We start from the raw sequence: 19,068 nt of genomic DNA on the forward strand, positions 1-19,068 counted from the left end.
CATGGAAGTGGGGCGGCCCTGTCGGAGGGCCGCCCCACGGCGTGGACTGATGACTAGCAGGCGGGCTTGCTGCCGTGGTTGGAGCCCTTCTTGCGGCGGGCCCTCTTCTTGCGTGCGCGCTTGGACATGTCCGGTTATCCCTTCAGGCGGTGTGGCCGACGAGGAGGTCGGCGAGCTTGTTGAGGCGCTTGACGGTGCGGTCCTCGGTGGCGGCGGGGGCCGGGGCGACGCGCTCGGAGCGGTCGTAGTAGGCGCCGTTGACGATCTCGGTGGCCGGGTCGCAGAGCCGTACGACGTGCTGCGCGCCCTCGGCGGCCGGCGCGCCCTCGTGCCCGTACAGCGGAAGGAGGCCGGTTTCGCAGACGCCGGGGTTGACGGAGACGGCCGTGACGCGGGGGTCGGCGGCGAAGACGGTCAGCGCCAGCTGGGACTGGGCGTACGCGGCGAGGCGGGAGTAGCGGCGGATGCGCTGCGGGTCGTTCCACTGGATGGCGCCGGAACGGTGCAGGCCGGAGGAGACGTTGACGACGCGCCCGCCGGGGTCGCTGGTGAGCGAGGGCTCCAGGAGGTTGGTGAGGAGGTAGTGGGCGAGGAAGTTGACCTGGAAGGCGATCTCGTTGCCGTCGGTGGTGAGCGTGTGGCGCTCGGGCGCGGCGATCGCCGCGTTGTTGACGAGCACGTCCAGGCGCGGGTGGTCGCGTACGACGGCGTGGGCGAGGTTCTCGACCTCCTCCAGGCGGGTGAAGTCGGCCACCATCGGCTTGAGTTGGGCGCCGTTGACGCCGGCGGTGGCGATCAGCCGGTCGGTGGCGGCATGGGCTTCCTCGGGCGTACGGCCGTGCAGGAGGACGGTGGTGCCGAGCTCGGCGAGCCGGCGGGCGGTCTCGTAGCCGATGCCGGAGGTGGCGCCGGTGACGAGGACGGTACGGCCGGACAGGGATGAGGACATGGCAGATTCCTGGAGGAGGGCATGCCTGACGTGCCCGGCGCGCCGGCGTGAGGCGGGAGCGTGGGCTCAGTTCATGCGGTGAAGGTGAAGGTGAGGATGCGTACGAGGGCTCGATCTGCGCCCTTCAGGCGGCTGATCGGCAGGTACGCGCAGGACGCGCGGCCTATGTCAGAGGGCCGGGCGGACAGCGGGCGCCGTCGGCTGCACCGGATTCGGTGGCCGATCGTCGTAGCGCGGACCGCTGTTCATGGCGCCATCCCAGCGCATCGGGGACGCCGAGGCAAGCGCTGGGCGGCTCCTTGATGACCTTCTGACGGGCATCGTCAGGGCCGCGTCAAAGATCCGCCGCAGGACGGAAGGAACCTGTCAAGGAGTGCCGCCGCCGATGCCGGTCAGGCACAGACTGGTCGGGCGACGAGCCGGACGACGGACCGGCGGCACACGCATGGCGGGGCGATGACCTGAACATCGCCCGGAGCAGTGCACGGTCCCACCGTGGGGGCACGGACCGATGCGACCGTGTGCCGGTCACGCGTCGCGCCATACATGAGCCGTTCGCTTCCCGGGGTGGGGATTCCGGGAAGCGAACGGCTCGTGTGCTTCGGCCATCCGTACGTGCTGACGACGGGCGATGGCCAGGGGCGACGGGCTTCGTGGGAGCGATCACGCGCCCGGCGCGCTCCGCTGTCAGTGCGCTGTCAGCGGCCTCTCAGCGGGCCCGGGCATCGTCGTGGTCATCGAGAGCGACGACACACCCGGTCAGGAGAATCCCATGAACGCACACAACACCGAGAAGTCCCCGGCACGGCGGATTTGCCAACGGCCAGTTCTGCGAGCTGCTGATCGTGCCCGAGCGGGACTTCGCCGTCATCACCATGGCCAACGCAGGTCCGGGCGGCATCCCCTTCAACCGCGGTGCTGTGCGCCGGGCCCTGGAGCACTACCTCGGTGTCGTGGACAAGGATCCGGAGCCGCTGCCGTACGACGAGGCCCGGGCCCGGGAGGTTGCCGGGGCCTTCGAGAACGACGCCATGACGCTCACCGTCGCCGCCGACGGGCAGGAGCTGACGATCGGAGTCGTGATCAAGCCGGAGATCCGTGCGGCGGCCGACCTCGAGATGCCCGCGGACTACGAGCAGGCCGCGCTGGGCCTGCTGCCGGGCGACGGCGACGAGTTCATCGTCACCGCCGGCGGACTGCAGGGACAGCGCGGCTCCTTCTCCCGGGACGAGAACGGTGCCGTCGCCGGTATCGACCTCGGCGGCCGGGTCTTCGACCGGGTCCCGACCGCCTCCGCGTAACGGACGGCTCACCCGAGCCGCCCTGCACTTCGCTCGACGTCAGGTGACCGCGGACGCGGGGAGTTCCGGCGGGGCCGCGGGGCCGTCCGCCACTATGGGGAGGGTGATGACCATGGTGAGGCCGCCGCCGGGGGTGTCCTCGGCCGTGAGGGTCCCGCCGATGGCCTCGGTGAAGCCGCGGGCCACGGCGAGCCCGAGGCCGACGCCGGCGCCGCGCGGCGCGTCGCCGTGGCGCTGGAAGGGTTCGAAGATGCGCGCCTTGGCTTCCTCGGGTACGCCGGGGCCGCGGTCGACGACGCGCAGTTCGACGCGGCTGGCGAGGGCACTGGCGGAGACGTTCACGGGCTGGCCGTCCGGGCTGTACTTGACCGCGTTCTCGACGATGTTGGCGACGGCGCGTTCCAGGAGACCGCGGTCGACGGCGACCATGGGCAGGGTCTCGGGGATGTCCAGCTCCACGCTGTCCTCCGGTACGCCGCCCAGGGCCATGGGAACGACCTCGTCGAGGTCGGTCACCCGGATCAGCGGCACGACCGTGCCGGTGTTGAGGCGGGACATGTCGAGGAGGTTGCCGATGAGGGCCGCGAGGCGGTCGGCGCCGTCCTCGATGCCTTCGAGCAGCTCGGCCCTGTCGTCCTCGGACCACTCGACGTCGTCGGAGCGCAGCGAGCTCACGGACGCCTTGATGCCGGCGAGCGGGGTGCGCAGGTCGTGGCTGACGGCGGCGAGCAGGGCGGTGCGGATGCGGTTGGCCTCGGCGAGCTCGCGGGACTTCTCGGCCTCGTCGACCAGGCGCTGGCGGTCGAGTACGACGGCGGCCTGGGCCGCGAAGGCACCCAGGACGCGCCGGTCCTCGGCGGGCAGGACCCGGCCGGTCAGGGAGAGGGCCATGTTGTCGCCTATGGGGAGGTCGACGTCCGCGTCCTCGGGCCGGCTGACGGGACTGGTGCCGACGGCCGCTGCCGTGGTCCACGCGTCGACCTCGCTGCTGCGTTCCAGGAGGGCGACCGATTGCATGGTGAAGGTCTCGCGGAGGCGTTCCAGGAGGGCGTGGAGGGAGTCCTCGCCGCGCAGGACGCTGCCTGCCAGGAAGGAGAGGATCTCGGACTCGGCGCGCAGCCTGGCGGCCTGGTGGGTGCGCCGGGCTGCGAGATCCACCACGGACGCCACGGACACGGCGACCCCGATGAAGATCGCGATGGCGACGATGTTCTTCGGGTCCGAGATCGTGAACTGGTGCAGCGGCGGCGTGAAGTAGTAGTTGAGCAGGAGGGAGCCGAAGGCCGCTGAGGCGAGGGCGGGGAGGAGTCCGCCGAGGAGTGCTGCCGCCACGGTGCAGGTGAGGAAGAGCAGCATGTCGTTGGCGAGGCCGAGGTCGGGTACGAGCTGGTTCAGCAGGACGGTGAGCAGGGCGGGTCCGGCGATGCCGGCCAGCCAGCCCCAGATGATGCGGGAGCGGCCGAGCCGTGCGCCCTGGGGGACGGGGAGGCTGCGGCGCCCCTTGGCGGCCTCGTCGTGGGTGACGATGTGGACGTCGAGGTCGGGTCCGGACTCGCGGGCGACGGTGGCGCTGACGCCGGGGCTGAGGACGGACTGCCACGAGCGGCGGCGGCTGACGCCGAGGACGATCTGGGTGGCGTTGCAGCCGCGGGCGAACTCCAGCAGGGCGTCGGGGATGTCGTCGCCTATGACGTGGTGGAAGGTGCCGCCGAGGCCTTCGACCAGGGTGCGCTGGACGGCCAGTTCCTTGGGAGAGGCGGAGGTGAGTCCGTCGCTGCGGGCGATGTAGACCGCGAGGACCTCGCCACCCGCTCCCTTCTCGGCGAGCCGTGCAGCCCGGCGGATCAGCGTACGTCCCTCCGGTCCGCCGGTGAGGCCGACGACGATGCGTTCGCGGGCCTGCCAGGTGGAGCGGATGTTGTGCTCGCCCCGGTACTCCTGGAGGTACTCGTCGACCCGGTCGGCCACCCACAGCAGCGCGAGCTCACGCAGCGCGGTCAGGTTGCCCGGGCGGAAGTAGTTCGACAGGGCGGCGTCGACCTTGTCGGGCTTGTAGACGTTGCCGTGCGCCATGCGGCGGCGCAGAGCCTGCGGGGACATGTCGACCAGCTCGATCTGGTCCGCGCGCCGGGCCACCTCGTCGGGGACGGTCTCCCGCTGCCGGACCCCGGTGATCGTCTCGACCACGTCACCCAGTGATTCGAGGTGCTGGATGTTGACGGTGGAGATGACGTCGATGCCCGCCTGAAGCAGTTCCTCCACGTCCTGCCAGCGCTTGGCGTTCCGCGAGCCGGGCACGTTGGTGTGCGCGAGCTCGTCCACCAGGGCCACGGTCGGCCGGCGGGCGAGGATCGCGTCGACGTCCATCTCGGTGAAGGTGGAGCCGCGGTACTCCAGCTCGCGGCGCGCGATGAGCTCCAGACCGTGCAGCATCACCTCGGTCCGCGGCCGGCTGTGGTGCTCGACGAAGCCGACGACGCAGTCGGTGCCCCGCTCGACCCGGCGATGCGCCTCGGACAGCATCGCGTACGTCTTGCCGACGCCCGGTGCCGCACCGAGGTAGATGCGGAGCTTGCCGCGTCCCATGTTCAGACTCTTCTTCTCTGTCGACGATCGGGCGGGTGATCAGGGTTCGAAGCGGTATCCCATGCCGGGCTCGGTGATCAGATACCGCGGATGCGAAGGATCCGCTTCCAGTTTGCGCCGAAGCTGGGCCATGTAGACGCGCAGGTAGTTGGTGTTCTCCCCGTAGGTCGGCCCCCAGACCTCCAGCAGCAGCCGAGCCTGCGTGATCAGCCGGCCCGGGTGGGTGATGAGGATTTCCAGCAGATGCCACTCCGTCGGGGTCAGTCGCACGGTGCGGTCTCCCCGCCGTACCTTTCGCGCGACCAGGTCGACGGTGAACTCGTCGGTCGTCACCACGGCGACCTCGTCCGGCTGAGACGCCGCCGGGGCCTCGTTCCTGCGGGCGGCGGCTCGCAGGCGGGCCAGGAGCTCGTCCATGCTGAACGGTTTCGTCACGTAGTCGTCCGCGCCGGCGTCGAGGGCCCGGATCTTGTCCTCCGAGGTGTGCCGGGCGGAGAGGACCAGGATGGGCACGCGGGACCAGCCCCGGACGTTTTTGATCACGTCGACGCCGTCCATGTCGGGCAGCCCCAGGTCCAGCACTATGACGTCCGGCTTGTGCGCGGCCGCGATGCGCAGGGCCGAGCCGCCGTCGGAGGCCTCCTCGACCTCGAACTTGCGCGCCTGGAGGTTGATCTTCAGTGCGCGGACGAGCTGGGGATCGTCCTCCACCACCAGCACCCGGGTCATCGGTGTGCAGCCTTTCCTTCGTTACGGGCACGGGGAGGAGCCGGCGGGGCGCTCGGGCACCCTCCCAGCGATTGCTGGGGGAGGCCCGCGCCCCGCCGGCTCCCGGTCCGTGCGATGTGGAGCATCAGCTCTTGGTCAGTGCCTTGAGGGCGGTGTTGAGTTCGAGGACGTTGACCCGGGGCTCGCCCATGAAGCCGAGCGTGCGACCCGTGGTGTGGTCCGCGACGAGCTTCTCGACCTGCTTGACGTCGAGCCCGTTCTGCTCGGCGACCCGGTGGACCTGGAGTTCGGCGTAGGCGGGGGAGATGTTCGGGTCGAGGCCGGAGCCGGAGGAGGTGACGGCGTCGGCCGGAACGTCCTCCGGCCTGACCGTGAACGAGCCGGTGGAGTTGTCGGCGATCACGGCTTCCTTGGCCGCGACGACCTGGGCGCAGAGGGTGCCTTCCTCGGCGTCCTTGGTGCACCGGCCGTTCACGGCTCCGTTGTCGGCGGAGCGGTTGGTGGCGCCGGACAGGATCAGCGAGTACTGGGTGTTGACGCTGTTGCTGCCGAGGCCGTTGGAGGGGCGCGGCTGGAACCACTTCAGGTCCGGCTTCGCGGCCTCCTCGGGGTCGTCGGGGTTCTGCTTGGGCAGGTTGTAGGTCTGCCCGATGAGGGAGGATCCGACGACGGCGCCGCTCTTGTCCTTGATCTCGGACCCGTTGGCCTTGTCGTTGAACAGGGCCTGGGCGATCCCGGTGACGGCGAGCGGGTAGATGACCCCGCAGATCACGGTCAGGACGAGGAGGGCCCGCAGGCCCGCCCCGATCAGGCGTGCCGTGTTGCTTACAGAGTTGTTCATCGCAGATCAGCCGATTCCGGGGATGAGGGTGATGAGCATGTCGATGATCTTGATGCCGATGAACGGGGCGATCAGACCTCCGAGTCCGTAGACCCCGATGTTGCGGCGGAGCATCTTGTCGGCGCTGGTCGGCCGGTACTGGACGCCCTTGAGGGCGAGGGGGACCAGGGCGATGATGATCAGTGCGTTGAAGATGACGGCGGAGAGGATCGCGGACTCGGGGGAGTGCAGGCCCATGATGTTGAGCTTGTCCAGGCCCGGGTAGACCACGGCGAACATGGCGGGGATGATCGCGAAGTACTTCGCCACGTCGTTGGCGATGGAGAAGGTGGTGAGGGCGCCTCGGGTGATGAGGAGCTGCTTGCCGATCTCGACGATCTCGATGAGCTTGGTGGGGTTGGAGTCCAGGTCCACCATGTTCCCGGCCTCCTTGGCGGCCGAGGTGCCCGTGTTCATCGCCACGCCGACGTCGGCCTGGGCCAGCGCCGGCGCGTCGTTCGTACCGTCACCGGTCATCGCGACCAGCTTGCCGCCGGCCTGCTCCCGCTTGATGAGGGCCATCTTGTCCTCGGGGGTGGCCTCCGCGAGGAAGTCGTCGACGCCCGCCTCTTCGGCGATGGCCTTCGCGGTGAGCGGGTTGTCACCGGTGATCATGACGGTCTTGATGCCCATGCGGCGCAGCTCGTCGAACCGCTCGCGCATGCCCTCCTTGACCACGTCCTTGAGGTGGATGACACCGAGGACGCGGGCGCCCTTCTCGTCCTTCACGGCGACCAGCAGCGGCGTACCGCCGGCTTCCGAGATCGTGTTCGCGAGGAGGTCGGCGTCGTCGGACACCCGACCGCCCTGCTCCCGGACCCAGGTGATGACGGAGCCGGCGGCGCCCTTGCGGGTCTGCTTGCCGTCCACGTTCACACCCGACATGCGGGTCTGGGCCGTGAAGGCGATCCACTCGGCGTGGGCGAGCTCGCCCTGGTGGCGCTCGCGCAGCCCGTACTTCTCCTTCGCCAGGACGACGATGGAACGGCCCTCGGGAGTCTCGTCGGCCAGCGAAGACAGCTGGGCGGCGTCCGCCAGCTCGGCTTCGGTGGTGCCCTTCACGGGTACGAACTCGGAGGCCTGACGGTTGCCGAGGGTGATGGTGCCGGTCTTGTCGAGCAGCAGCGTCGAGACGTCACCGGCGGCTTCCACCGCACGTCCCGACATGGCGAGGACGTTGCGCTGGACGAGTCGGTCCATGCCGGCGATGCCGATCGCCGACAGGAGCGCGCCGATGGTGGTGGGGATCAGGCAGACCAGGAGCGCGGTGAGCACGATCATCGACTGCTCGGCGCCCGCGTAGATCGCGAACGGCTGGAGCGTGACCACGGCCAGCAGGAAGACGATCGTGAGAGACGCGAGGAGGATGTTCAGCGCGATCTCATTCGGGGTCTTCTGCCGGGCCGCGCCCTCGACGAGGGCGATCATGCGGTCGATGAAGGTCTCGCCGGGCTTCGTCGTGATCTTGATGACGATCCGGTCGGAGAGGACCTTCGTACCGCCGGTGACGGCCGAGCGGTCACCGCCGGACTCGCGGATCACGGGTGCGGACTCGCCGGTGATGGCGGACTCGTCCACGGACGCGACGCCCTCGACCACGTCGCCGTCGCCGGGGATGACGTCCCCCGCCTCGCAGACGACGAGGTCGCCGATCTTCAGCTCGGTGCCCGGGACGGATTCCTCGTCGCCTCCCGCGGTCAGGCGGCGGGCGACGGAGTCGGTCTTGGCCTTGCGCAGGGTGTCGGCCTGGGCCTTGCCGCGGCCCTCGGCGACGGCCTCGGCCAGGTTGGCGAAGATCGTCGTCAGCCACAGCCAGGCGGTGATGGCCCAGCCGAACCAGTCCGTCGGGTCCGTGAGGGCGAGGACGGTGGTCACCACCGACCCGATCAGGACCACGAACATGACCGGGGACTTGATCATGATGCGGGGGTCGAGCTTGCGGATCGCGTCGGGGAAGGACTTGATCAGCTGCTTGGGGTCGAACAGGCCTCCGCCGACGCGGCCGGCCGGCGGCTTGTGGCCCGTGGGCAGGTCCTCGTGCGGAGCACGGGTCGGAGTGGCGGTGCTCATGATGCGAGCCCTTCGGCGAGCGGACCCAGCGCCAGGGCCGGGAAGTAGGTCAGACCGGTGACGATGAGGATCGTGCCGACGAGGAGCCCGGTGTAAAGCGGCTTGTCGGTACGGAGCGTGCCTGCCGTCTCGGGGACGGGCTTCTGCTCGGCGAGCGAGCCGGCCAGCGCCAGGACGAACACCATCGGCAGGAAGCGGCCCAGCAGCATCGCGATGCCGATGGTGCTGTTGAACCACTGGGTGTCGGCGTTCAGGCCCGCGAAGGCCGAGCCGTTGTTGTTGGCGCCGGAGGTGTAGGCGTACAGGATCTCGGAGAATCCGTGCGCACCGGCGTTCGTCATGGAGTTGCCCGGCGTGGGCAGGGCCATGGCGGCCGCGGTGAAGCCGAGGACGAGGGCGGGGGTGATGAGGATGTAGCAGGCCGCGAGCTTGATCTCGCGGGTGCCGATCTTCTTGCCCAGGTACTCGGGGGTGCGGCCGACCATCAGACCGGCGATGAACACCGCGATGATCGCCATGATCAGCATGCCGTAGAGGCCGGAGCCGACACCGCCGGGCGCGATCTCGCCGAGCTGCATGCCCAGCAGCTGGATGCCGCCGCCGAGACCGGTGTAGGAGGAGTGGAAGGAGTTGACCGCGCCGGTCGAGGTCAGCGTGGTGGCGACCGAGAAGATCGCCGAGGCGCCGACGCCGAAGCGGGTCTCCTTGCCCTCCATCGCCCCGCCGGCGACGTCGAAGGCCGGACCGTGGTGGGCGAACTCCGTCCACATCATCAGCGCCGTGAAGCCGATCCAGATGACGCCCATCGTCGCGAGGATCGCGTAGCCCTGCCGCAGGTTGCCGACCATGCGGCCGAACGTGCGGGTCAGCGCGAACGGGATGAGGAGGATCAGGAAGATCTCGAAGAGGTTCGAGAAGGGGGTGGGGTTCTCGAAGGGGTGCGCGGAGTTGGCGTTGAAGTAGCCGCCGCCGTTCGTTCCCAGCTCCTTGATGACCTCCTGGGAGGCCACCGCCCCGCCGTTCCACTGCTGGGTGCCGCCCATGAACTGGCCGACCTCGTGGATGCCGGCGAAGTTCTGGATAGCGCCGCACGCGACCAGGACGATCGCGCCGATCACTGCGATCGGGAGCAGGATGCGGAAGACGCCGCGGACCAGGTCCGCCCAGAAGTTGCCGAGCTCGCCGGTGCGGGAGCGGGCGAAGCCCCGTACGAGGGCCACGGCGACGGCCATGCCGACGGCGGCGGAGACGAAGTTCTGCACGGCCAGGCCGCCGGTCTGCACGACGTGGCCCATGGCCTGCTCGCCGTAGTAGGACTGCCAGTTCGTGTTGGCCACGAAGGACGCGGCCGTGTTGAAGGCCTGGTCCGGGTCGATCGACACGAAGCCGAGCGAGCCGGGCAGGACGCCCTGCAGGCGCTGCAGCAGGTAGAGGAAGAGGACGCTGACCGCCGAGAAGGCGAGGACGGCACGCAGGTAGGCGGGCCAGCGCATCTCGGCCGAAGGGTTGGCTCCGATGGCCTTGTAGATCCACCTCTCCGGCTTGTAGTGCTTCTCGGAGGAGTAGACGCGGGCCATGTGGTCGCCCAGGGGGCGGTAGGCCAGCGCGAGCGCGGCGATCAGTGCGAGGAGCTGGAGCACACCAGCGAGAACGGGACTCATCGGTGGCTAGAACCTCTCCGGCTTGACGAGGGCGAGGACGAGGTAGCCCAGCAGGGCGACGGCCACGACGAGGCCGACAATGTTCTCGGCGTTCACAGCTTGGTCACCCCCTTGGCGATGAGAGCCACCAGCGCGAATACCGCGACCGTGGTGACGACGAAGGCCAGATCGGCCATCGCGAGCTCCTGAGTGAAGTGGGAAGAAATGAATCGGCCAGATGGCCGATGACGAGATAACCGTGTCTTCATCCCGGCGTTAAGACGCCTTGACGGTGTCCATACGGGTGCACGGGAACTCTTAACGCCACCCTGACGGAAAGGGTCGGAAAAGGCCCGGTCAGCCCAGGTGGGACAGGTCGGCTGTGTCCAGGGCGGAGCCGGCCTGCGAGGCCGGCGCCACGGCCACCAGGCGGTCCTGTTCCGGGGGCAGCGGGCCGGGGAAGGGATCCAGGCCGTAGTAGTGGCCGCCGCCGCCGACCCGCGGCTCGGTCCCGCCGTTCGGCCGGTCGGCGTACTCCGTGATCCGGCCCGGGCGGCGCAGCCACAGGCCTCCGTCGTGCTCCAGGTGTGGCAGGTTGCCCATCAGGGTTCCGTACGCGAAGCGGCAGCCACGCAGCCCGTGCAGGCCGACGACGAGGAGCAGCGCCGCGTTCGTCGCCGAGAGATCCGTGCGGAACGGCACCAGCCCGAGCGCCACCAGGAAGGGGAGCACGAGGGCCGTGAGCAGCGCGGCAGCGTCGTGGAGCCGATACCCGGACATGTGGTGCCTCCTGTCCGGACATGAGGGCTTCGGATCAGAACTTCTCGGGCCTGATCAGTGCGGTCACGAGATACCCGAGCAGCGCGAGTGCGACGAGCAGACCGACCACGTTCTCCGCTTCCATCGGAACTTCTCCCTTTGTCGAGGGTGGGGTTGGGGAGCGCCCTTCGAACTCAACCCTGCCCCTTGTCAGAGGGACGGTCATCTCCCTGGGCGAGGTCTTGATGCACCCCGTACGACTCTCCGCCTCGGCATCAAGGAGGCGTGAGGACTGGAGCGGTCGGCGTATGGACCACGTCAGGAACCCTGGTGATCCGGCCATCGAATTCCGACGCTGTCCTCACTTTGTCCAACGGAGGAACAGCGAGATGTCGATAGACATGGGAAAGACGGGTACTGCGGGACGGGTTCCTGGCACGGAGGAACCTCCTGATACCGGGGTCGGCACACCGCCGCCGGGGGATCGCCACCGGCTGACCGCCCTCCAGGGTCTGGCTGCGCTGTCGCTGGACGCGATGGCGTCCGTGGCGTACGGGCCGGAGGCGATCGTACTCGTCCTGGCCGCGGCCGGCGCGTACGGCATGGGCTTCACCCTCCCCGTCACCCTGGCGATCGCCGCGCTCCTGGCCGTGCTGGTGGCTTCGTACCGGCAGGTGATCGCCGCGTTCCCGGACGGCGGCGGCTCGTACGCCGTCGCCAAGCGCCACCTCGGCCGGCGTACGAGCCTGGTCGCCGCCGCCTCACTGATCCTGGACTACGTCCTGAACGTGGCCGTCTCGGTGACGGCCGGCGTGGCCGCTCTGACCTCGGCCTTCCCCGAGCTGTACGCGGACCGGGTGTGGATCTGCCTGTGCATCCTGGTCCTGGTCACCGCGGTGAACCTGCGCGGTGTCGTGGAATCCGCCAAGGCGTTCCTCGTGCCCACCGCCGTCTTCGTCGGGTCGATCCTCGCGATGGTCGTCGTCGGTCTCTTCCGCGACGGTCCCGTCAGCACCACGTCCGCGGCCGGGCACGCCTCGGCCCTCGGCGAGGGCGCGACCACGGTGGGCGCCCTCCTGCTGCTGAAGGCCTTCGCCGCCGGCTGTTCGGCGCTCACCGGCGTCGAGGCGGTCGCCAACGCCGTGCCCTCCTTCAGGGCCCCGGCCGCCCGCCGGGCGCAGCGCACCGAGGTCGCCCTCGGCGCGCTCCTGGGCGTGATGCTGATCGGCCTGTCGATCCTCATCGGCCGCTTCCACCTGCAGCCCGTCGAGGGCGTGACCGTCCTCGCGCAGCTCGCGGACGCCTCCTTCGGCCACAACGCCGCCTTCTACGTCGTCCAGTTCGCCACCATGGCGCTGCTGGCGCTGGCTGCGAACACCTCCTTCGGGGGCCTGCCCGTCCTGATGAGCCTGCTGGCCCGGGACAACCACCTGCCGCACGTCTTCGCCCTCAAGGCCGACCGCCAGGTCCACCGCCACGGTGTGATCTGGCTGGCCCTGGTCTCCGGCCTCCTGCTCGTGTTCTCCGGCGGAGACACCAACACCCTCGTCCCGCTCTTCGCCATCGGTGTGTTCATCGGCTTCACCATCTGCCAGGTCGGCATGGTCCGGCACTGGTCCGGGGAGCGGCCGCGCGGCTGGCGGGCGAAGGCGGGCCTGAACGGCTTCGGCGCGCTGCTGACCGGGGTCTCGGCGGTCGTCGTCACCGCCACGAAGTTCACCGAGGGCGCCTGGCTGATCGTCGTTGCACTGCCGTTGCTCGTCCTCGGTTTCGGGAAGGTCCACCGCGCGTACACCGAGATCGGTGAACGGCTGGAGCTCGGCCGGATCCCGCAGGCCCCGCGGCGTTCCCGCTCCGTGGTCGTCGTCCCGGTCTCCGGTCTGTCCCGGCTGACCAGCCAGGCCCTCACTGCCGCCCGTTCACTCGGCGATGAAGTGCTCGCCGTAACCGTCACCCACCCGGCTCCCGAAGACCGTCAGGTGACCGAAGCCCTCCGGCGGGACTGGGAGTTGTGGAAGCCGGGCGTGGAGCTGGTCGAGCTCTCCTCGGAGACCCGCTCGCTCGGTCGCCCGCTTTCGGCGTATGTGAGGAAGCTGGCGCAGGCCCACCCGGACGTTCAGGTCACCGTGCTGATTCCGGAGACCGAACCCGCCCGCCTGTGGCAGCGGATGCTCCAGAACCAGCGCGGCTCCGTCGTCGCCCACGCCGTCCGCCGCGACACGGACGCCGTGATCTGCCGGCTGCGTTTCCGCATCACGGCCGACGCACGATGACGGGTGTTGACGCACCTCTGACGGCGGCTTGACGTGTCTCGTGCGCCGCCGTCAAGAGGGTGCCAATTCCGGCGCGCGCACGCGCCTTTTCTCTGTAACGGGCAGTAGTTTCCTGTCTGTTGCGCCGCCGGGGACCTCGAAACACTCACATGACGGCCGAGGGGGTCCATGGAGGCAGTCCCCGGCGGCGACACCCCTCTTCCGCGTCCTGGCCACGAGCCGCCAGGGCTGCCACTCCTCGACCACATCCCAGAAGGTATGCATGCCTCCCGCCGCCGCGCAGCACATTCCTCCGGGTCTCGGGACCCCGCCGCGGACTCCGACCAACCGACCGTCCCGGAAACGCTCCGGCCAGGTGAACGTGGTGGATCCCGAGCTCCTCGCCGCCTCCGCACGGGAAGCTGTCGGAAAGCTCCATCCGCGCGAACTGGTCAAGAAACCGGTGCTGTTCGTCGTCGCCGTCGGATCCGTGCTGACCACGCTTTCGGCGCTCATCCACCCGTCCGTCTTCACCTGGGTCATCAGCGTCTGGCTCTGGCTGACAGTCCTGTTCGCCAACCTCGCAGAGGCCGTTGCCGAAGGCCGGGGCCGGGCTCAGGCGGACTCGCTGCGCAAGGCGCGCACGGACACGGTCGCGGTCCGCCTGAACCACTGGACGTACGGTGCGAACCTGCGGCACGCGGAGACCGAGGTGGTCACCCCCGCCGAACTCCAGCCCTTCGACTTCGTCCTCGTCGAGGCCGGCGAGCTGATCCCGGCCGACGGCGACGTGGTCGACGGGGCCGCGATGGTGGACGAGTCGGCCGTCACCGGCGAATCGGCTCCCGTCCTGCGGGAATCGGGCGGAGACCGCTCCGGCGTCACCGGCGGCACGACCGTCCTGTCCGACGCGGTCGTCGTACGGGTCACCTCGCGCCCGGGCAACAGCTTCATCGACCGGATGATCGCCCTGGTCGAGGGCGCCACCCGGCAGAAGACCCCGAACGAGATCGCGCTGAACATCCTGCTGGCCGCACTCACCGTCATCTTCATTCTCGTGGTCGTCGCCATCCAGCCGATGGCCGCCTACGCGCACGCCGCACAGTCCACGACCGTGCTGGTCGCCCTCCTCGTCACCCTCATCCCCACCACGATCGGCGCCCTCCTGTCGGCGATCGGCATCGCGGGCATGGACCGGCTCGTCCAGCGCAACGTCATCGCGATGAGCGGACGCGCCGTCGAGGCGGCCGGAGACGTGAACACCCTGCTCCTCGACAAGACCGGCACCATCACCCTCGGCAACCGCGAAGCCGCGGCCTTCATCCCGCTTCCCGGCGTCGACCACCTCAAGCTCGCGGAAGCCGCCCAGCTGTCCTCGCTCGCCGATGAGACGCCCGAGGGCAGGTCCGTCCTCGCTCTCGCCCAGCAGTACGGCCTTCAGCCCGTGACCGCGGAGGAACTCAGCAATCCGCGGTTCACCGAGTTCAGTGCCCGGACCCGGATGAGCGGCGTGAACCTGAGCTGGGACAACGGGGCCGGCTGCGCCATCCGCAAGGGTGCGACAGCCCAGGTCTGCGACTGGGTCACGATGCGCGGCGGAACCGTACCGCCGGAAGCCGAGGCGTGGTCGGCCACCGTGTCGGAGTCCGGAGGCACTCCGCTGCTGGTGGCGGTCCACGACTGGGACGGGCCGAGGGTGCTCGGCATCGTCCATCTCAAGGACGTCGTCAAGGACGGCATCCGGGAGCGCTTCGCGGAACTGCGCAGCATGGGCATCCGCACGGTCATGGTCACCGGCGACAACGAACTGACGGCCCGCGCCATCGCCGCCGAGGCTGGTGTCGACGAGTACCTCGCCGAGGCCACGCCCGAGGACAAGATGGCCCTCATCAAACGGGAGCAGGCGGGCGGGAAGCTGGTCGCGATGACGGGCGACGGCACCAACGACGCCCCCGCGCTGGCCCAAGCCGATGTCGGCGTCGCCATGAACACGGGCACCTCGGCGGCCAAGGAAGCCGCGAACATGGTGGATCTGGACTCCAGCCCCACCAAGCTGATCGACATCGTCGAGATCGGCAAGCAACTGCTGATCACCCGCGGCGCCCTGACCACCTTCTCGATCACGAACGACGTTGCAAAGTACTTCGCGATCATCCCGGCGATGTTCACGGCGGCCTACCCGGGACTCGAGGCCCTCAACATCATGGGTCTGAGCAGCCCGACCTCCGCCATCACGTCGGCGATCATCTTCAACGCGCTGATCATCGTCGCCCTCATCCCGCTCGCCCTGCGCGGCGTCCGCTACAGGCCGGCGTCCGCGCACGACCTGCTGCGCCGCAACCTCGGCGTCTACGGCCTCGGCGGCCTGATCCTGCCCTTCGTCGGCATCAAGCTCATCGACCTGGTGGTGTCCACCATCCCCGGCCTCGGCTGATCCCGGTCAAGAGCCCCGGACCACGGCCGCACCAGGCCGGCCAGCGTCGATCCACACTCCGCTGGTTCCCCTGCGGGGGCGGCCCCCGTCCGGGCCGCCCCCGCTCACTACGCCACAGGTGGCACTCTTTGCGTTAAGGAACCGTCAGGATTCGCTCCCCGCGTGCATGAGTGATCAGCCTGCGTACGCTTGCTCAGCCGTCGGCGCCGACGGCTGATTCTTCGCCGTATGACAGGAGCACCACGACGGCCACCCCTGCCCGCACCTCGCGCCTGCGCGCGTGGATGCTGGAAGGCCTGACCGCCGAGACCAGTTCGCCCGCCGCCAAGGAAGCGGCGGCCCAGCCCCATGGCCGGCCGTGGTGGCGGGTGATGTGCCTGACCGGTCTGGACTACTTCTCCACCCTCGGCTACCAGCCCGGCATCGCGTTCCTCGCGGCCGGACTGCTCTCGCCGCTGGCGACCATCGTGCTCGTTCTGCTCACCCCCTTCGGCGCGCTGCCCGTCTACCGGCGCGTGGCCGAGGATAGCCCGCACGGTGAGGGCTCCATCGCCATGCTGGAGAAGCTGCTGTCGTTCTGGAAGGGGAAGCTGTTCGTCCTGACCCTCCTCGGATTCGCTGCGACCGACTTCCTCATCACCATCACCCTCTACGCCGCGGACGCCACCGCGCACATGGTGGAGAACCCGCACCTCACCAGCACCCTGCACGGCCATGAAGTGCTGATCACCCTGATCCTGATCGCGCTCCTGGGCGGGGTGTCCCTGAAGGGGTTCAGCGAGGCCATCGGCGTCGGCGTGGTCCTGGTCGTCACCCATCTCGGCCTGAACGTGGTCGTGGTGGTGGTCGGGCCGTGGCACGTGTTCACCGCACCGCAGGTCATCACCGACTGGACGGCCGCGCTGACCACCGAGCACGGCAACGTCTTCATGATGATCGCCATCGCGCTCGTCGTGTTCCCGAAGCTGGCGCTGGGCCTGTCGGGGTTCGAGACGGGTGTGGCGGTCATGCAACACGTCAAGGGCGACCCGGACGACGTACCCGAGAGACCGGCGGGCCGGATCCGTGGTGCGAAGAAGCTGCTGACCACGGCCGCCGTGATCATGAGCGTCTTCCTGATCTGCTCCAGCCTCATCACGACCCTGCTGATCCGGCCCGCCCAGTTCGAGCCGGGCGGCGAGGCCAACGGCCGCGCGCTCGCCTACCTCGCCCACGAGCACCTGGGCTCCGCCTTCGGCACGCTCTACGACATCTCCACGATCCTGATCCTCTGGTTCGCCGGCTCCTCCGCGATGGCGGGCCTGCTGAACCTGATGCCGCGCTACCTGCCCCGCTACGGCATGGCCCCGCAGTGGGCCCGCGCCCTGCGCCTGATGGTCATCGTGTTCACCCTCGTCGCGTTCCTGGTGACCTGGATCTTCAACGCCGACGTCGACGCCCAGGGCGGTGCCTGTGCCACCGGTGTCCTCGTCCTGATCACCTCGGCCGCGGTCGCCGTGACCATCGCCGCACGCCGGGCGGGGGAGCGCGGCTGGACCATCGGCTTCGGCATCATCTCCGCCGTCTTCATCTACACGACCGCCGTCAACATCGTCGAGCGGCCGGACGGCGTCAAGATCGGCGCCTGCTTCATCGTCGGCATCATGGCCCTCTCCCTGCTCTCCCGTCTCGCCCGCGTCTTCGAGCTGCGCGTCACCCACATCGAGTACGACGACATGGCCCAGCGGTTCATTCGGGACACCGCGAACCGCACGATCCGCTTCATCGCGAACGAGCCCGACAACCGGGACCTGGAGGAGTACCGGCAGAAGAAGGAACAGATCCGCGCGGACAACGACATCCCGGCCGGAGACGACGTCATGTTCGTCGAGGTCACCGTCCTGGACGCCTTCCAGTTCGAATCGGGCATGCGCGTACGCGGCGATGTCCTGCACGACCGCACCCGCGTCCTGACCCCGGAGAGCTCCAGCATCCCCAAGGCCCTGGCCGCGCTCCTGCTCCACGTCCGGGACCAGACCGGCCAGCGTCCCCACATCTACTTCGAGTGGACCGAGGGCAACCCCATGGCCAACTTCTTCCGCTTCTTCCTCTTCGGCCAGGGCGAGGTCGCCCCTGTCACTCGCGAGGTCATCCGGGAGGCAGAACCCGACCGCTCCCGCCGTCCCCCCATCCACGCGGGCTGAGCCGTTCGCGTCAAGGCGCCGACAGGAATCCCGCTGGACCCTCGCCATGGCGAAGATCCAGCGGGATTCTCACTCCTGTGAACACTCGCTCGCGTCCAGACCGCCGAATCCGCCAGACCGTAGTCGCCCTCGGGGCGGCCGGACTGACTGCCATCGCCACCGGAGCCGTCCTCGACGCCACGTGGCTGCTCGGCATCGGAGTCTGGGGCGTCATCGCCGGGATGCTGCTGGAGCTGGTCTACCGGCCGTAGCCGACACGCTACCCGCCGATGTCCCGGCTGCGGAAGTCCTCCAGGGTCTCGCGACGGACCAGAGTCCGGGCCGTGCCCTCGTGGACCCCGATGACCGCGGGGCGGCCGACCAGGCGGGGCGCGTAGCGCACCCCGTACAGGGCGGGGCGCGGGTTGTCGCTCATGCCGCCGTCGACGGCGACGAACACCTTCTCGCCGGTGTGCTTGACGGTGAGCACCCGGTACAGCGCGACTCCGGCCGGCCCTACGACGGCCCGCCCGGGTTCGACGGCGAGACGCAAGCTCAGGACCTCTGCCCCGCCGTCGGTGGAGAACACGATGTACAGCTCGTTTTCGGCCGTCCCGACCGAGCGCAGCTGCCAAGCGGTCCGTAGTGAGGGGCACGCGTTGGTGCACAGCCGTGTCGTCGAAGACGCCCGGGCTGAGTGGGCTCGGTTCGGCCACGGATCCGACGGCCGCGGGAGTGGCCGTCGCGGGCTCGCAGTGCATACGCGAAGAGGGGCTGAGAAGCCGGTCGGCGATGAGTCGCGGTACATACGGGGTGAGCTTGTGACGACCCCAGTCCGAGGCGGTGAGGTAGGTGAGGAGGACGCCGATCGCCCGGTTGTCGAGCCCGTCCAACAGGCCCTTCTCAGGCGGGAGCGGTCCGTACCCCTCTGCCTCCTGGATTTCCGGGAGGTGCACCGTCACGCCAGCAACCGGCAGACCGCTACGCGTGCTTCTGAGTACCCTGCGCGGTGGTGAGGTGGGCATGCAGCTTGGAGTTACTGCCCATCGCCGAGTAGGCGGGACTGGCATGGTCTTGGAACGGGCCGAGCGGCACATCGGCGGTCAGCGTACGGTCGGGCACGTAACTCCCCCTGTCGTTCTCAACTTGCGAGCCTGGCGTGGCGCGCTGACAGAAGTCCCGAATACGACGTCCCACCGGGGAGAGAGGGGAAACGGGAGTCGAGGCGGCCACGGCGCGTGCGAATGTGCGGGAGCTTTTCGATTCACGAACTCTTGCCCCTTCGCAGTTGGCGATGTGCGCGCCG

Annotated in this window: 16 protein-coding genes and 1 pseudogene; 5 read left to right on the forward strand and 12 right to left on the reverse strand. The window is 69.3% G+C overall.

Annotated elements, in window-relative coordinates; translation table 11 throughout:
• Nucleotides 1–53: 53 nt before the first annotated feature.
• Entirely contained in the window at nucleotides 54–128 is a 75-nt protein-coding gene (locus tag ACPU2J_RS30300; protein ID WP_420082297.1) for a 50S ribosomal protein bL37, read from the reverse strand.
• A 14-nt stretch (nucleotides 129–142) separates the two neighbouring features.
• Nucleotides 143–949 carry an SDR family NAD(P)-dependent oxidoreductase gene (locus ACPU2J_RS30305; protein WP_423834448.1) on the reverse strand — a complete coding sequence of 269 codons (807 nt, stop codon included), beginning with the start codon at nucleotides 947–949 and terminating at the stop codon, nucleotides 143–145.
• 845 nt (nucleotides 950–1,794) lie between these two features.
• Here ACPU2J_RS30305 and ACPU2J_RS30310 point away from each other — a divergent pair.
• Entirely contained in the window at nucleotides 1,795–2,250 is a 456-nt protein-coding gene (locus ACPU2J_RS30310; RefSeq protein ID WP_423834449.1) for a hypothetical protein, read from the forward strand.
• Nucleotides 2,251–2,289: 39 nt separating this feature from the next.
• Here ACPU2J_RS30310 and ACPU2J_RS30315 read toward each other — a convergent pair whose 3' ends face one another.
• The 9 genes from ACPU2J_RS30315 to kdpF (ACPU2J_RS30355) form a co-directional block, all read right to left on the reverse strand.
• Nucleotides 2,290–4,836, reverse strand: a complete 2,547-nt coding sequence (locus tag ACPU2J_RS30315; protein ID WP_423834450.1) for an ATP-binding protein — start codon at nucleotides 4,834–4,836, stop codon at nucleotides 2,290–2,292.
• Between the two features lie 39 nt (nucleotides 4,837–4,875).
• Nucleotides 4,876–5,565: a response regulator gene (locus tag ACPU2J_RS30320; RefSeq protein WP_420078749.1), complete on the reverse strand. Its 690-nt coding sequence runs from the start codon at nucleotides 5,563–5,565 to the stop codon at nucleotides 4,876–4,878.
• Between the two features lie 124 nt (nucleotides 5,566–5,689).
• Nucleotides 5,690–6,406 carry a potassium-transporting ATPase subunit C gene (locus ACPU2J_RS30325; RefSeq protein ID WP_420078748.1) on the reverse strand — a complete coding sequence of 239 codons (717 nt, stop codon included), beginning with the start codon at nucleotides 6,404–6,406 and terminating at the stop codon, nucleotides 5,690–5,692.
• Nucleotides 6,407–6,412: 6 nt separating this feature from the next.
• Nucleotides 6,413–8,515, reverse strand: a complete 2,103-nt coding sequence (kdpB, locus tag ACPU2J_RS30330; protein ID WP_423834451.1) for a potassium-transporting ATPase subunit KdpB — start codon at nucleotides 8,513–8,515, stop codon at nucleotides 6,413–6,415.
• Nucleotides 8,512–10,176 carry a potassium-transporting ATPase subunit KdpA gene (gene kdpA / locus ACPU2J_RS30335; protein WP_423834452.1) on the reverse strand — a complete coding sequence of 555 codons (1,665 nt, stop codon included), beginning with the start codon at nucleotides 10,174–10,176 and terminating at the stop codon, nucleotides 8,512–8,514. The genes kdpB (ACPU2J_RS30330) and kdpA overlap by 4 nt, the downstream gene beginning before the upstream one ends.
• A gap of 6 nt (nucleotides 10,177–10,182) precedes the next feature.
• Nucleotides 10,183–10,272 (reverse strand): K(+)-transporting ATPase subunit F, encoded by a 90-nt coding sequence (gene kdpF / locus ACPU2J_RS30340; protein ID WP_037884112.1) that lies wholly within the window; start codon nucleotides 10,270–10,272, stop codon nucleotides 10,183–10,185.
• Nucleotides 10,269–10,424: a hypothetical protein gene (locus ACPU2J_RS30345; RefSeq protein ID WP_185921664.1), complete on the reverse strand. Its 156-nt coding sequence runs from the start codon at nucleotides 10,422–10,424 to the stop codon at nucleotides 10,269–10,271. Before ACPU2J_RS30345 ends, kdpF (ACPU2J_RS30340) begins: the two co-directional genes overlap by 4 nt.
• Before the next feature lie 88 nt (nucleotides 10,425–10,512).
• Nucleotides 10,513–10,935, reverse strand: coding sequence for a hypothetical protein (locus tag ACPU2J_RS30350; RefSeq protein WP_423834453.1), 423 nt, complete (start codon nucleotides 10,933–10,935; stop codon nucleotides 10,513–10,515).
• 34 nt (nucleotides 10,936–10,969) lie between these two features.
• Nucleotides 10,970–11,059, reverse strand: a complete 90-nt coding sequence (gene kdpF, locus ACPU2J_RS30355) for a K(+)-transporting ATPase subunit F (RefSeq protein WP_364852997.1) — start codon at nucleotides 11,057–11,059, stop codon at nucleotides 10,970–10,972.
• A gap of 244 nt (nucleotides 11,060–11,303) precedes the next feature.
• Between kdpF (ACPU2J_RS30355) and ACPU2J_RS30360 the strand changes: the two genes are divergently transcribed.
• From ACPU2J_RS30360 to ACPU2J_RS30375, 4 genes are all read left to right on the forward strand, one after another.
• A complete protein-coding gene (locus ACPU2J_RS30360; RefSeq protein ID WP_423834454.1) occupies nucleotides 11,304–13,187 on the forward strand; it encodes an APC family permease in 1,884 nt (627 codons plus the stop codon).
• Between the two features lie 262 nt (nucleotides 13,188–13,449).
• Nucleotides 13,450–15,600 carry a potassium-transporting ATPase subunit KdpB gene (gene kdpB / locus ACPU2J_RS30365; protein WP_423834455.1) on the forward strand — a complete coding sequence of 717 codons (2,151 nt, stop codon included), beginning with the start codon at nucleotides 13,450–13,452 and terminating at the stop codon, nucleotides 15,598–15,600.
• 284 nt (nucleotides 15,601–15,884) lie between these two features.
• Entirely contained in the window at nucleotides 15,885–17,783 is a 1,899-nt protein-coding gene (locus ACPU2J_RS30370; protein ID WP_423834456.1) for an amino acid transporter, read from the forward strand.
• 77 nt (nucleotides 17,784–17,860) lie between these two features.
• Entirely contained in the window at nucleotides 17,861–18,034 is a 174-nt protein-coding gene (locus ACPU2J_RS30375) for a hypothetical protein (protein ID WP_423834457.1), read from the forward strand.
• Between the two features lie 8 nt (nucleotides 18,035–18,042).
• Here ACPU2J_RS30375 and ACPU2J_RS30380 read toward each other — a convergent pair.
• Nucleotides 18,043–18,312 (reverse strand): annotated as a pseudogene (locus tag ACPU2J_RS30380) (diaminopimelate decarboxylase); the annotation flags it as partial.
• Nucleotides 18,313–19,068: the final 756 nt, after the last annotated feature.

The organism is Streptomyces manipurensis (assembly GCF_049570255.1).
Taxonomy (GTDB): domain Bacteria; phylum Actinomycetota; class Actinomycetes; order Streptomycetales; family Streptomycetaceae; genus Streptomyces; species Streptomyces manipurensis.